General features: G+C 37.7%; 15 protein-coding genes. 1 reads left to right on the forward strand and 14 read right to left on the reverse strand.

Going from position 1 to position 14,521, the window contains the following annotated elements:
- Positions 1 to 155: 155 nt before the first annotated feature.
- The 3 genes from JJD41_RS12220 to JJD41_RS12230 form a co-directional block, all read right to left on the reverse strand.
- A complete protein-coding gene (locus JJD41_RS12220) occupies positions 156 to 719 on the reverse strand; it encodes a Uma2 family endonuclease (protein ID WP_200666235.1) in 564 nt (187 codons plus the stop codon).
- A 315-nt stretch (positions 720 to 1,034) separates the two neighbouring features.
- On the reverse strand, positions 1,035 to 1,616 hold the full coding sequence (locus JJD41_RS12225; protein ID WP_234488610.1) for a hypothetical protein: 582 nt from the start codon (positions 1,614 to 1,616) through the stop codon (positions 1,035 to 1,037).
- Positions 1,617 to 1,856: 240 nt separating this feature from the next.
- Entirely contained in the window at positions 1,857 to 2,117 is a 261-nt protein-coding gene (locus tag JJD41_RS12230; RefSeq protein WP_200666239.1) for a hypothetical protein, read from the reverse strand.
- A gap of 457 nt (positions 2,118 to 2,574) precedes the next feature.
- On the opposite strand from JJD41_RS12230, the gene JJD41_RS12235 reads away from it, so the two are divergent.
- Positions 2,575 to 2,847 (forward strand): hypothetical protein, encoded by a 273-nt coding sequence (locus JJD41_RS12235; protein WP_200666241.1) that lies wholly within the window; start codon positions 2,575 to 2,577, stop codon positions 2,845 to 2,847.
- 61 nt (positions 2,848 to 2,908) lie between these two features.
- Here JJD41_RS12235 and JJD41_RS12240 read toward each other — a convergent pair whose 3' ends face one another.
- The 11 genes from JJD41_RS12240 to JJD41_RS12290 form a co-directional block, all read right to left on the reverse strand.
- Complete coding sequence (locus JJD41_RS12240) at positions 2,909 to 3,619, reverse strand: phosphoribosyltransferase (protein WP_200666243.1); 711 nt, start codon at positions 3,617 to 3,619, stop codon at positions 2,909 to 2,911.
- Between the two features lie 81 nt (positions 3,620 to 3,700).
- Positions 3,701 to 4,018: a hypothetical protein gene (locus JJD41_RS12245; protein ID WP_234488611.1), complete on the reverse strand. Its 318-nt coding sequence runs from the start codon at positions 4,016 to 4,018 to the stop codon at positions 3,701 to 3,703.
- Complete coding sequence (locus JJD41_RS12250) at positions 3,963 to 5,135, reverse strand: DegT/DnrJ/EryC1/StrS family aminotransferase (RefSeq protein WP_200666245.1); 1,173 nt, start codon at positions 5,133 to 5,135, stop codon at positions 3,963 to 3,965. The genes JJD41_RS12245 and JJD41_RS12250 overlap by 56 nt, the downstream gene beginning before the upstream one ends.
- A 25-nt stretch (positions 5,136 to 5,160) precedes the next feature.
- Positions 5,161 to 5,751 carry a sugar transferase gene (locus tag JJD41_RS12255; protein ID WP_200666247.1) on the reverse strand — a complete coding sequence of 197 codons (591 nt, stop codon included), beginning with the start codon at positions 5,749 to 5,751 and terminating at the stop codon, positions 5,161 to 5,163.
- 77 nt (positions 5,752 to 5,828) lie between these two features.
- Positions 5,829 to 6,704, reverse strand: coding sequence for a sulfotransferase family protein (locus tag JJD41_RS12260; protein ID WP_200666249.1), 876 nt, complete (start codon positions 6,702 to 6,704; stop codon positions 5,829 to 5,831).
- Positions 6,705 to 6,734: 30 nt separating this feature from the next.
- A complete protein-coding gene (locus JJD41_RS12265; RefSeq protein WP_200666251.1) occupies positions 6,735 to 7,949 on the reverse strand; it encodes a glycosyltransferase family 4 protein in 1,215 nt (404 codons plus the stop codon).
- Positions 7,950 to 7,960: 11 nt separating this feature from the next.
- Entirely contained in the window at positions 7,961 to 9,019 is a 1,059-nt protein-coding gene (locus JJD41_RS12270) for a glycosyltransferase family 4 protein (RefSeq protein ID WP_200666253.1), read from the reverse strand.
- An 84-nt stretch (positions 9,020 to 9,103) separates the two neighbouring features.
- Positions 9,104 to 10,243: a glycosyltransferase gene (locus JJD41_RS12275; protein WP_200666255.1), complete on the reverse strand. Its 1,140-nt coding sequence runs from the start codon at positions 10,241 to 10,243 to the stop codon at positions 9,104 to 9,106.
- 52 nt (positions 10,244 to 10,295) lie between these two features.
- On the reverse strand, positions 10,296 to 11,732 hold the full coding sequence (locus JJD41_RS12280) for a hypothetical protein (RefSeq protein WP_200666257.1): 1,437 nt from the start codon (positions 11,730 to 11,732) through the stop codon (positions 10,296 to 10,298).
- A gap of 59 nt (positions 11,733 to 11,791) precedes the next feature.
- Positions 11,792 to 12,802 (reverse strand): sulfotransferase family protein, encoded by a 1,011-nt coding sequence (locus JJD41_RS12285; RefSeq protein ID WP_200666259.1) that lies wholly within the window; start codon positions 12,800 to 12,802, stop codon positions 11,792 to 11,794.
- A gap of 119 nt (positions 12,803 to 12,921) precedes the next feature.
- The gene (locus JJD41_RS12290; RefSeq protein WP_200666261.1) at positions 12,922 to 14,484 is read right to left on the reverse strand and encodes a hypothetical protein; all 1,563 of its coding nucleotides are present in this window, start codon (positions 14,482 to 14,484) and stop codon (positions 12,922 to 12,924) included.
- Positions 14,485 to 14,521: the final 37 nt, after the last annotated feature.

Consider the following 14,521-nt stretch of genomic DNA (forward strand, 5'->3'; position numbering starts at 1 on the left):
GGAATGGTCGTCTCTGCCAATCTCATATTGGTGGGGTGGCCAATAATGGCTAGAGAGTCACCCCATGCCATTTCCCTAGCTTTCATCGGCATTATTCCCGATCGCGTAGGGTGTGTTGCGTTTATCAAATGAAAGCATTAGGGTGTTTAATCTGGTTAAGCCCCCATTTTTAGCCAACTAAATACCTGCTCGACGGTGAGGTTTAGCTCGATTCCTTCTAGTACGGGAAGAGTGTCGTTCTGTTCCAAGAGTCTGGGTTGGCGATCGCGGAAAAAGACCAGAATGCTGCGATCGTCTGGGTCGAGAAACCAACCGAGTTGGCTACCCCGTTCGATGCAGTACAGAATATTACCAATCACTTTGTTGGGTTTTTGTTGGGGGGAGAGAATTTCTATAATGCAATCTGGGGGGAGGTCAAAGCGATCGGGTACTTCCCCATCAGGAAGAAATGGAATCTGTTGCCACCGGAAGACGGCAATATCCGGAACGATAGAGCGATTTCCAAAACTGCACCGCAGTTCGGGAAAGGCGTAGGCTATTTTGGGAGCTTCAGCTACGAGATTAATTTCGCTACCTAGCTTGCCCTGCAAGCGGCTGTGTCTTCCTTTTGGCATGGGTTTTTGGATGATTTCTCCGTCGATGAATTCACTAGCAGGTTTGGTTTCTGGCTGTTGGAGGAATTCTTCTAGGGTAAGAGATTTTTCGGCAGTAGCAGTCATAGGCTTAAGCCAGTTGCGTGAGCTTCGTTTCTGATTTTATCAGTAGGACTTAGACCATTTTTCTTTAAGGATGATAGGGAAGCCCCCCTTTTTAAGGATGATAGGAAAGCCCCCCTTTTTAAGGGGGGTTGGGGGGATCCAACACCATCATTGACGAGTATAGGGGTAGTGGGTAGGGTGGGCAGGGTGGCTCAGGTTCTTTACGGGAAGGGACTAATTCTTACCACCCTTCCCACCCTACTGTTGCTGGCTCTAGTGGCAATGCTTTTATTGCTCTTGTAAAACCGCGATCGCCCTATTTTCTTGGGATCCCTGTCAACGTTCTCCTGGCGGTCTTCGTTCTAACTGACCTAAGACAATTAGGCTTTCCAAATCCTCTAATGCTCCAGGCAAATATTTGGAGATCGCCTGTTTAACTTCGGCAATTTCATCGGGGTTTGCCGCGCCCATCATCCGACTCACATCACTCAAATCTTGGGTTCGTGCCGATTGTAATTTCATCAGAACTAGATAGGGTAAGGCAATGATGGGCAAGCCATTTGGAGCTATGTTCGGAGTAGCGATCGCTTCGGGAAACCAATCCGCATTTGATTCGAGGACATCGAGAGAAGTTCCATCCGGTAATTCCCACTGACTCCTTGGAAGGGCTAATTCTCCAATTTTTTGACTGCCTGCTTTTGTTAGTTCTGCATACAGGGTTTTTGCATCTCGAACGCAAACTAAAATATCCAAATCTAAAGTCATTCGTTCGGGCATATAAAGCCTTGTGGCAATCCCACCCACGATCGCAAATGGAGTTTTAGTAACGATTGCTTTAATATCGGTCACGGGATAAGTCCAGGTGCGTTTGTTGAGAAAATCCAGACCGCTACCCGTCCCCGGCTGAACTCGTTTCATCACCAGAGTAATGAATTGTCTTCGCCGTTGAGCGTTTATATCAATTTGGGTGTTAAAGGTCATCAGATAGGGATGGAGATTTACATATAATCTGCATTATAGGGGTCTCTACCAAAACCCGTAGGGACACAGCAGTGCTGTATCCCGATCGCGATATTCTTTCTGTGTGCTGTCTGTCCGACTCGTTATGAGCGATCGCAATTTATGGTATTTGGTATCTAGCAAGATAGACCGCACAATTTATTGCCATTGCTGTGGGTCAATGTTGCTAAAGCAGGCGGTATTAGCCTCAAATTCCTCTGCTTCCTGTTGGCTCCAAGCACCAGCTAATTCGCTCAGGTCTTCATGTCGCTGGTAGAGGGGTTTTTCCGGGCTGACACCAACACTGCGATCGAGCAGACGCAGAACTAAGGCATTGAAGCTGGTGTTTTCTTTTTTTGCCAGTGCTTTCAGCTTAGAGAGGGTTTCCGGTTCAAGTCCTCGGATACTGATATTCGCCATGTTGGAAGCTATGCTATCATTCTGCTTTCATCTGGTGATAGCATTAAACGGCTCATAAAGCGGCTTTGCGATCTTCCAATCTTGGCTTACCTCCCGACTCAAATAAACCTCAGCTTTACTCGATCTAGGACTAGGCGATACCCTGTCCTCTGCGAGGGTGCGATCGCTTTTCATCCATAGTTTTAACCTTGGGGCGTAAACAGGCGATCTCCCATCCATACCTCTGTTTCCGACAAAAGAGGACACAGCAATGCTATGTCCCTACCAGGTATGTCGATCGATGTTTTAGAAAAACGGTATCATTTTCACAGCCTCGGAACGTTCTCGTTATAGTGCTAGAATCTAGGCGTTGTAACGAGTCCGGAGGTCGCGATGGAAGCTCTGCGAATTATTAGGGGATTGCAAAATATAAATCATTCAAACGTTCGTAGTAACCCCTTCAGGGGTTTCTTTAAAGATGACTCCTGAAGGAGTCACTACGAACGTTTTAGAGGTTTTATTTTTTTGGAGTTCCCTTACCAAACCCGTCAATGGTCAACTGGTTATCGACCTGCCACCTTCACTGACCAGCGATCGCCAATATGAAGCGATCGTCCTCCCAGTCATGTCTGAGGATGCCATTGCCACTCCACGACGTCGCCAACCTTCTCAAAAACTAGCGGGTACAATTCGCTTGCTTGACGATTTAATCGCACCGGCCACCCCTGAATCAGATTGGGAATTATTCTAAATGCTGTTAATGCTGCGTCGTTTTATTTAACTCGGAAAGCTCAATCACCCGCTTGGCGATTTCAGCTTTGCTCTGCCTGAGTAATTCTATCTCGGATTCGGTCAATTGTCGGGGTTTTGAGCAAGTAACGTGCTTCAGACTCTGTAAGGCAGTCAAAGTTGAAGCCGAATCGGTTTTGCCACCATTGTTCAAGTTCGCATCCATGTTTTAACCTCAGTGCATTCAGAGTGGGTTCTGTTAAAGCGAGATTTGCGGAATAGGGTTTGCCCGTTAGTACGGTTGCACCTATGACCCTTCCTTCACCATGAATAATATGAGAGCGGAGGTTAGCCAAGGTTCCACCTTGTCCAACAAAGTCGTCAACTAAAAGATAACATTTGCCTGGGATAACTTTTCCCTCAAACTTAGCTTGTCGGGCAAGTCGAGAAAACCCATCGGCTCCTGTATGGGCGACAATATTCGTTTGAACGATACCGCTGTCGGCTCGCCAATGTAGTTTCTGAGCTAGGCAATTGGCTAATGCTTCAGGAATCGCGTTCACACCGACATTCTCAATCGCGTGGGCTGAAACTAATGTCACCTCGGTGCCCTCAAATGTAGATGCCAACTGCTCTACTACTTGTTCTGACAGCATCTCATTCACCAACTGATAAGCAGCATCAGGGTCTCCTGATTTGGCTCCACGGTAGGCAAAATGCTTTTTGACTTCTAATTCTGGGGCATGAATCCATACCGATGGAAATTCATCCCAAGGAAATCGCACAACTGTCATTAGCAAAACAACCTCCAGTGAATAGCCCCTGAGAAAATGGCTTTCTTGTCAGAATTCTAGCCAACCACCCAATCTTTACGTCTAGAAAGCAGATTTCTGACCCGTTTCCCGTTCTCCCCTCAAATAAACCTCTCCCCCTACCATCCCTACAACTACAACGGCTAACCCTATCCAAGCGCCCATCGCACCCCAAACCAGAACACTCCCAGCAATCAACACAGTAACCCCAATATAGGTACTGGCAACTTGGGCGTGAGTCCAACCGGACTGCTGCAATCGTTGATACAAATGACTCCGATGGGCTTTGAAGATGTTTTCCCGGCGGATGAGGGTATAAATGGCGTCAGCCGTGAGGGGGAGGGTGATGGTGAGGGCGGTCCAGGAGTCTCTGTTTCTCAAGCCTTATAATTACTTCAATCACTCGCTCTAAGTCTTCTGGCGTTAAGTTAGAACCAGAGGGCAAGCATAAACCAGTTTTAAATAAGGATTCTGCAACTTCACCCCCAATACATTCACATCCAGCAAACACAGGTTGTACGTGCAGGGGTTTCCATACGGGACGGGCTTCGATTTGCTGTTCGGCGAGGGCTAGGCGGACTTGTTCGCGATCGCACCCAAATGCTTTTGGATCGATAGTCAAGCAAGTTAGCCAGTGAGTCGCTCTGCCAAAAGACGCTTCTGGCATGAATTCGATTCCAGGTAAGTTGCCTAATGCCTGTTGATAAACTTCAAAATTATGGCGTCTGGCTTCTACACGGTCTTTCAAGACCTGCAACTGACCCCGACCAATTCCAGCGAGAACATTGCTGAGGCGATAGTTATAGCCGATTTCTGAATGTTGGTAATGAGGGGCGGGGTCACGGGCTTGGGTTGCCAGGAAGCGGGCTTTAGCAACGAGGTCGGGGTCATGGGAAACTAGCATTCCCCCGCCAGAGGTGGTGATGATTTTGTTGCCGTTGAAGGAATAGATGCCAATTTTGCCAAAGGTTCCGGGGGAACGTTCTTTATAAGTTGCACCGAGGGATTCTGCTGCGTCTTCGATGAGGGGGATATTATAGTGGTTGCAGGCTTCGAGAATGGGGTCAAGGTCAGCACTTTGTCCGTAGAGATGGACGAGTACCAATGCTTTGGGGAGTTTGCCTATTTTAGCCCGTTGGTCTAAGGAGTCTCGCAGTAAGTCTGGATTCATATTCCAGGAGGTGCGATCGCTGTCGATAAAGACAGGTTTCGCACCTAAGTAGGTAATGGGGCTGGCAGTGGCAATGAAGGTGAGAGTGGAGCAAAACACTTCATCCCCAGGCTGAACACCAATCAGTTGGAGAGCAAGATGCAGGGCAGCCGTACCAGAACTGACAGCAGCAGCATGGGAGGTGCTGACGACTTGGCAGAATTCTTGCTCGAAGGCATCTACATGGGGACCGACTGGGGCGATCCAATTGGTGTCAAAGGCTTCTTTGACAAATTCCAGTTCGGAGTTGCCAATATGTGGAGTTGAGAGGAGGATTGGTTTAGCCACGAGTCGAGCCACTTATGAAATAACATCAAGAAAATATCGTTTTCCAGATGTAGTATAGGTCTTTTGAGAAGGAACAGTTTTGTATGTATTCTAAATTCAGCCGGACTTTATCGGGGTAAATGACTTCATCGTTGTATTTAACGGGGTCATCAACATTATCCAGAATTTCTTCCTCATTGCGATAAGCTAAGGTAGCTGGGCCTGTAATTCCAGGTCGCACAGATAGGATTTTACGAGCATCTCCCTCTAATTTATCCGCATAGCCTGGTACGTCCGGTCGGGGGCCTACCAAACTCATGTCACCCACTAGGACGTTCCATAACTGAGGTAGTTCGTCTAATTTCCAGCGACGTAGGTAACGACCTATAGGGGTAATACGAGCGTCTCCCGACACAGTAATCGTGCTGCTGTTAGTTTGCAGCACTCTCATGGTGCGAAATTTATTAATTTGAAATATTTTCCCATCTTTGCCAACTCGACTTTGAGTAAATAAGACTGAACTACCAGAGTCGATCAAAATTAAAATAGCAATCAGTACCATCGGAATAGTCGCAACCAGTAGTCCAAGGAAAGATACTATTAAATCAAAAAAGCGTTTCCAAACTTTTAAATACATCCAGTCACAATTCTAGCTTTATAAATTTATAAACTTTATAAGCGGCAAGTTTTCTAAAACTTAATTGGGCCTAAGCCTTATAAATATCCATGTTTTCTTAATGTATCTTCAATTATAGGGTATATAAGCTTTAAAATACTTTCGTCTAAATCATCCTGCCATTTGCCTACATTTGTTTTTGATATATCTTGCACTATTTTTGTACTAAGTTCTTCGGAAATATCAACTTGTAAAAAATTCCTGATTTTTACCAACTCAGTTGCGGGATTATAGACAAAATCTTCGTAGCGTAGATAAAGCACTCGCTCCGATTCTAACTGACTGAATTCCATATCTGCTTTTTCTACACAGCGTTGCCATTGCATAGCACAGACCTCTGGAAGAGAATATTGTTTTAAAGCTTCATCCATGTCATTAAATTTTGGTCCCCAAAAAGCCAACCGACGTTCGGAAGAAAGAAAACGATAAACTCGACTACCAAGATATTTGTAAGCATAATATGGAATATCAGCCATTGGGACAAAGCGTGCCTTTCGTAAAATATATGGAATATCTAAAGAAGCTGTCCATCGCTTTTGGGCTGAAGCAACTACATCTCTTCCATCGCGAATAATCCAGATAAATTTAGCATTTGGAAAAACTTTATTGATAAATCCCACGCGAAGGGAGTTAGCACAAGTTTTCTCCACTACATACGAAATATTTTGAGCTTTAGCCAACTCATTGAATTTTGTTTGTATAAATTTCTTTGCTCTTGGCGTTGCGAGTTCTGGACTAAATTCATCATTAACTTTTCTAGTGTTACCATGCCTCCATATGTAGTTGATTTCATCACAAGGCCAAGTGCCAAATCCAGGTAATTGTGCTAGAGTGTCTCGCAACATATTCGTACCCGATCTGCCAGCGCCTATGATTATTACAGGTTGATAGCCTTTAATTTCACCATTATTCATAAGCAATTTATTATTATTTATTTTGATATCCTAAGAACTACTGGAAAATTTATCCGTTGCTTTACCAAAGTAGATCGTAAGAGCATTTAGATATTTTTCTAAGCTTAATTCTTGTTTGTATAGAGTATTGTGTGCATTCCAGGCTCGATTTCCATCGCCAATAGTAACGGATGAATTTTCATAGTAATACAATATTTTTTCATAAAGTTGCTGGCTATTTCCTGGCTCTATTACTTCTCCACAGCCAATTTCCTGTATAGCTCGCGCTATTTCTCCGCGACTATTTCCTTCATAAAGGATTGGACGACCTGATGCCAAAGCTCCGTAAAATTTGCTGGGGACTACAATGCCTTCAAATCCATCTTTCAAGGAAATAAAGTGAACGCTTGCAGCAGATAAGGAATGTGCCAGTAAATCTTGAGGCTGGTAGTCTAACAATTGAATGTTATCAGTACCCGCAGCGATCGCTTTTTCTACTTCAGATCTTCTAGCGCCTGTTCCTATAAATACAAATACAATTTTATCGTATTTTTCTAAATTTTTAGCAACTTCTAATATCGTTTCAAATTTATGGGGTAAACCCATATTTCCAGAATACATAACAACAAACTTGTTGTATAAATCATGTTTTTTTAGAAAAATATTATCTTTGACTTCAACTGGATAGATGCTATCATCTGCCCAATTTGAAACCAGTGTAATTTTACCAGCATCAATTTCCTGATGAATGAGGTCTTCCTTCATACAGCGCCCGATCGCTATAATTCCATCTGCATTTTTCATGGAATTTATGGACATTTTAGATAAACATTTGTATAACCGGCTTTCCTGTTTAAGGATGTTTACACCAGAAAGCAATTCAGGATGTCTATCCATGATATGAATGACATAAGGAATTTTTCGACAACGAGCAATTTTTGTACCTAAAATATAAAAGAGGGGAGGTTGTGTCAAAAAAACACAACCAGACAGATTTTTTGCAAAAATTATTTCTAGAGGAGCCAATACCCAATAAAATATACTACACCATCTTTTGTTTTTTCTTAAAAAAGCAGGAATCCATACCCATTTTGTATTTTTCTTAATAATATTTGATGTATCATCAGTCTGATATTCACGATAATTACCTTGACTTTGAATAAAACATGGTTTCCAGCCTTCTAAAGGCCAATGAGAAGCTAAACCTCTATACAAGGGTATAACTGGATTAAATGTATTAATAAAAAATAAATACTTGTTTTGCATAGTTAACAAGGCTAATCTTTTTCAATCAATTTTTTATAAATTTTTAAGTGTTCTTCAGCTACCTTGTCCCAACTAAATAATTTTGAACGCTTCAATCCTTTGTTTATATAACTTTGCCTTAAATGAGGATCTAAAAATTTATTTAAAGCATCACTAATAGCATCATAATTATCTGGATGAACCATAACACCAGTATCACCGACCACTTCGGGTATTGAAGAAGTGCAAGACGCAATCACAGGACAGCCACAGCTCATCGCTTCAAGAGGAGGTAAGCCAAATCCTTCGTACAGAGACGGATAAACTAAAGCAAAAGCATTTTGGTATAAATAACTAAGTTCTTGATTGTTAGCCTTCTCTACAACAAAAATTGTATCTTTTAACCCAAGACTTGAGAACAAATCTTTTTCATCTTCTAAAAATTGATCTCCCGTACAAACCATTGAGTATCCTCGTTGAGGAAGTTGAGAACCCGCAAAACCTAGTAATGCTGACTTAAAATTTTTACGTACTGTTCGTCGTCCTACATATAAAACATAAAGATTATTGACCTGTTCAATCAGTTTCAATATCCGATGAAATTTTTTAGTTTTATTGAGCGTATTGATAGGATGTAAAGAATTCGCTAAATGAACTACATTAACTTTATTTGAATCTATATCATTTGGGTATAGTTTTAGTAAATCTTGTTTAGTGCTTTCCGAAATACAAATGATAGCATCTGCGGCTTTTACTGCTAATTTTCTTTGAAAAATATTCAGCTGGCTCCCTAAAGTTTTATAAATATCTAATTCTTCCGCGAAATCATAACAGGTAACAACGTTTTTAGTTTTTTTTGATAAAGAAAACCGATAATAACTAGAATGAAAAATTGCTTCATTAGAAATCACTGGAAAATATCTGCTACTTTTTTTTCCAGTGATATGTGAAACTCTAAAACTTCTATCAGCCAGAACTCTAGACGTTAGTTCTTGCCAATAAACAGAAATACCCCCATGACCTTGAAGTTGGTAAATTATATCATCAAATTTTAGTGAATACTTGTTATGGCTGACCATATATTGTTTCAAATTATTTATTCAAAATACTTGATTTAATTTAATTTATTGTTTATACAGATATTCACTTTTTTATTAAAAAAGCATTGAAACTCACTAAGTTTCTGAGAGCCATTTTAAATAATCTAAACATCTTTTTTCCCATGTATGAAGTGGGAGGAGAGAACTTGCATCATAACTTTCAGAATCAGATAAAGCAGACAGTACCGCTTTCTCAAAACTTTCTAGGTTATTAAAATCATAATAGTAACCATAATTACCTAAAGCTTCCTCTACCTCCCCTACTCGGTTAGTGACAATTGGTCGATTAGCTCCAATGTATTGAAAAGTTTTATTTGGACATCGGGCTTGATTTGGAATACTATTTTGAATGGGAAATAATAGTACATCTGCTGCCATTAAGTGACTATACATAATTTCATTTGGTGGTAAATACCCCACAACATAAACAAAATCTTCTAAACATTTTTCTAATACCCATTCCTTGGTCAGTTTTAATTCAGAACCTCCTCCTATTAATAAAAAAACTATTTGATCTCGCTTGGATTGCATCCGCTCCGCTAATTCTAAAACTTGATGACTTTGATATTCCTTACTTAAAGTTCCCATATAAACGAGTATTTTTCTAAATTTATATTCAGTTTTAACTTTTTGAATTTCAATTTCACCGTTGTTAAAGAAATTTTGACTATATGCATAAGGAAGATATAAAATTTTTTGACTACCTTTATGGGTTTTAGAAAAATAATTAACTAAAAACTTACTAGCACAAATGACTCTATTACTAAGCTGTAAAGCTCTATTTTCTATATATCGATATAATAACTTTTGCCAAAGTGATGATGCTTTTGCAGAATATAACTCATCAAAATCAGCAATATAAGTAGGAGAAGAGATTTTATGAGTTTTTAAAGGGATTGTAAATAAATTTTTCCAACCAATCGCCAAAAGATGCACAAAATCTGGTTGAATTGTATCAATCAATTGACGACGTTCGACTAAATAAGACTTTAAATCTTGCCAAGATGCATATCTAGACTGATAATGCTCATAAACTCCAGGAAGATTTTTAGCGACCCACTGACGATTAGCTGGGTCATCTTCTAATAAAATATGGACTTCATGCCCATACTCAACTAAATAACGAGCAAGTAAAGCTCTAAATAAAGAAGCATTTGTTTGAATGCTCGAACAGCCTAAAAATAAAAATTTATATTTTTTGTATTTTAGATTCATACCTAAAGCAATAATAGTTTTTTGATATAAATTATCGATGCCACATTAGACATTAAGTGTTGGAAAAATTTTTTTCTCTAATAAGATGACCTTTAATGGCAATCATTTTTGTTTGCTTCTGTGGACGGGCGATCGCTAAAACCGACGCTAACGATATCATTAACCCATAATCCAGCGGTTTAGCAATCAAAGGACATCCATGAATATAGGCTAATAAAGAAAACATTAAACTTCCAGAACAAATCATATAGATATTTTTTTCCCAAGGAAGCTTAATCGTAAGATATTTGTAAATTACAGATACAACAAACATTATGGCAAAGATCAAACCAACAAGACCTACTCGGTTCGCCAACATAATCCACCACTTATCAACGATCGCAGTCGCTCTTTGTGTTTGAACAAGAAGATGACCAGTCGCCAGAAAAACTCCTTGGCCAAAAAATATATCTCTTAATCCGTAACTACGGATATCTTCATAAGCCCACGCCAAAAAAGCGTTACTTAAATACGATACAATGTTAGAGTGAGTAGTTACACCTATTATTTCTAGAGGGAAAAGAAAGGCTCCTAAAATAGCTAAAACAATAAAGCTAATAATTATATTAAATTTACGTTGTATATTTTTTATCTGGGTAGTTCTTAATTTTCTAGCATAAACTGCACAGTTACCAAAAACTACGGCACCCAAAGCAGAAATTGAAACCGTCAAGGTAGAAGCAAACGCCAGAATACAGGTACTAACTAACAAAAATCTTTTTAATACTTGATTATTGCACAGATATTTAGCGCAAAAAAAACTGGTCACCGCAAGAGAAGCATTATAAACTGCTCCTCCACCTGGTGGTATGCAGTACAAAGAAATCATCCGAGGAATCGGGATTCCTAATAAAGCTCTATCACCTCGTAAGGTTACGATATTACATAAAGAAGAAAAGGGAATGATCTGAACCCCCAATAATTCCTGATAATAAATAATAATATTAAAAGTGGCAACTAATGCTCCTCCTAAGCAGAAAAAAGTTAATATCAAACCTATTAATCTATAGTTCTTTTCCAACAGAGGAATAACAAAGGGAAATAGAAACCAAACTAATAAATTTTCTCTAATGGCGAGTACTAGCTCAATAGTACTGCTAGAATTAGCGATCAGAGATATTAGACACCACAGAAAAAAATAATAAAATAAAATGGATTTGAGGCTAAAAACTTTTAACTTTTGTTTAAATAGTTTTCTCAATAAAATACAACTTATAAAAATAAAAATGATTTCCGTTCTAAATCCGGCTAAAAGAATGGTATCTGGAGATTTTATTCTAATTAAATTATAGGAACTGATAATAAATGAAAAAGGAATTAATGTTTCAGCAGGCCATTTATAGCTAGAAATTGCTAAACCCAGCCAAAGAATTAAAAGACCAATTTGATAAGGAATTCCGGGGATGAGCAATAAAAGATATGGCGTAAAAATTAAAATAAAAGGATTCATTTATGAAGTTTTGATTATATATTCATACGATTTTTAATTGTGCAAAGTTCAATATTCTATTACATATGAGGATATATAGAACTCCAATTTGAAAAACTTTTAAATTTATTTTTTATGGATTGGGGTTCTAAGGCACAGTAAAGTAAGCCGTAAGACATCCGACTTACATCCGAGTAAATATTTTTAATTCCAACGGGGATAGAATTTAGTTCTTGGAGTAATTCATCAAAATCATATCCCATAAAACTCAAATTTTCTTCTCCTATCCAATATAAATATCGCCTGTACCAAAGTTTTCGCACTGGATTAACTACACTCAATTTCCATTTATCTAAAGACGATGAATTAATTGTTGTATATTCCTTGATTCCTGTTGGATCTCCCATTTTTCCTTGGAGTTTTAATTTATTAAAACTATATACAATTTCTGGGTTAAATGGTAGCTCTAAATAATTAAAAAGATTCTGACATTCTTGTTCAGGACTTGCTAAGAGATTTTCATAGCATAAAGCGTATGATTGATTAGCATATTTTTGATAAGTGGTCAGTAAATTTAGTAATCCTTCAAAAAGATCGATTTTCCATTCATAAAGATTCCATGTGCTTTGGGTCCAAGTTTCTAAAATTGAAGAAACAACTGCCAATGGTTGACGCCACAAAAATATAAACTTAGCTTGGGGAAATAATTTAATAATATCTTCTGCTATTATACTATACCTTGGAGTTTTATCTAAAAAGTATTTAGCATCACTTTTTTGGTTGTTGACAGCAACCTTAGAATATAAACGAAGAATTAATTGTTGTATTTCTTCCAAGTAGTCATCTTGACCATTGGGCAGTTCCTTACAAAAATCTTCAATAGCCATCACACTACGCTTATGCCAATAAGCGGTGTAAACCCCTCGGCTTTTTAAGGTATATATATAAGGCAGTAAAATCCAAGGTTCTGACGTTGTAGCAATCTTCTCATCAGACCCTAAAATACGTTGCAATAAAGTAGAACCCGATCGAGGTAAGGAAAAAATAAATAATGGTTTAATGCCATTGTTCAAGTTCAAGGAATTTTTCATAGTAATAATAATTTTTTATAGTTTTATTTTTAATTAAAGTTATAAGCTTTAACTTTACAATAATTGGTTAGTAAAGAAGAGGATGAATTTTATTTAATTAAACTGGTTAGCTTCATGTGTTAATTTTGAAATAAGTAAAACTCTATACTTTCCATTATGAGTTGTTCAAAGTAGTCTTTTCCTTCTGTAAATTTATTACTTTGAGTTTTAAAAACATCTAAAACTTCATTGGACATATTTTGACATTCTAAATCAGATAGGGGATTTCTGTCAAAAGCAATCCTAAATAGTTTATCCGCATACAATGCTCCATTCGATCTCTTATTAAATTTAAGATAATAGTAATAAGCAAATTTTAGTAAAGATTCCTCACACACTTGAAATTTTAAACAGTCTTCTAAACTATTTAAAATATCAGCATAGTCGTCTTTATTCTTCCAGGTTATGAGAAAGTCATTGCAATTCTTCCAAGGTGCATGAAAAGAGGCTATTACTGGCTTACCTAAAAATGCTAGCTCTGGAGCAACGTTACCATGATGAGTAATTGCAATAAAATTTGGTAATTTTGTTAACTCTATATTTGAGGTAGATGCTGGAATAAACTTAACTTTATTATTAGACTGATGTAATTTCTCTAGATATTCATAGGTTAAATAGTCTTTTTGAAGAACAGTAGATTTAATATCTTTATTCAAAAAAATATTTGGATGAGGCTTGATTAAAATATTTATTGGCTTTTTTTGACTGTAAAAGAGAAGATTTTCAATAGTAAAGGTTAACCAATGCCAAATATCATTGAATGAATCAGGACCACAAATAAATAAAGCATCAGCAAAAGAATGTAAAAAAATACAAACGTTTATTGTATTTTTTGGATTTTTATTTAGCTCTAAAATATTTAAACTATTTTTCGTTTCTTTTGTGGATTCAATATCTACTTTCATGTACGGAAGAATATTTTTAGGAGTATCAACCCTTTGAGTTAGATAATTTTTTACCATTTCTTTTTCTTTTATTAAAAGAGAGTCAAATTTATGTAATGGTAAAATAAACGGATAATAAGGAGATGATATCTTTGAATCAACTATTACTGAAAACGGAAACTTTCCAACATATAAATACTTGGCGCCATTTTTTAAAATGACTCGACTAAAGATAGACGAACAATACATATTATGAGAAAGCATCAAAGTCTCAACCTTTTTCTCCACCATAAGCCATTCAGCGTACTTAAAAGTAAGATATCCTTGAATCAAGCTTTTAAACAAGAATTTATCAAATCTTAGTTGGCTTGGGGATTGATTAGAAACTCGAACGCTTTGAGCTACAATCGAATCTCCAATTGTTACACCTTTAATATGAAGTTCAAATATGTTTTTTGTTTTTATTAAAATTAAACAATAATTTTTTAATGTCCAAAAAAAAGATTTTATACTCCAGGCAATACACTGAAGTAGTGACGGGGAAGAGTAGGTGTTAGTATTACAAATTTTTGTTTTTTTAAATTTGTTTTTAATAAGAATAATAGGATTAGAATGAAAATATACTATAGTGCATCCTAATTTTTCAAAATAACATTTTGCTAAATAACTCAATGGTTCAAATCCCCAGTCTTTAGCATATTCAATAGCAATATTTTTTCCTAAATATGCTGTAGTAATATTTTCAGGCTTTATAATCATAAATGGCTGTTTTAATTCAATAAATTAGAATTTTTTA

The sequence above is a fragment of the Oxynema mangrovii CENA135 genome, assembly GCF_016632315.1.
GTDB classification, from domain to species: Bacteria; Cyanobacteriota; Cyanobacteriia; order Cyanobacteriales; family Laspinemataceae; genus Oxynema; species Oxynema aestuarii.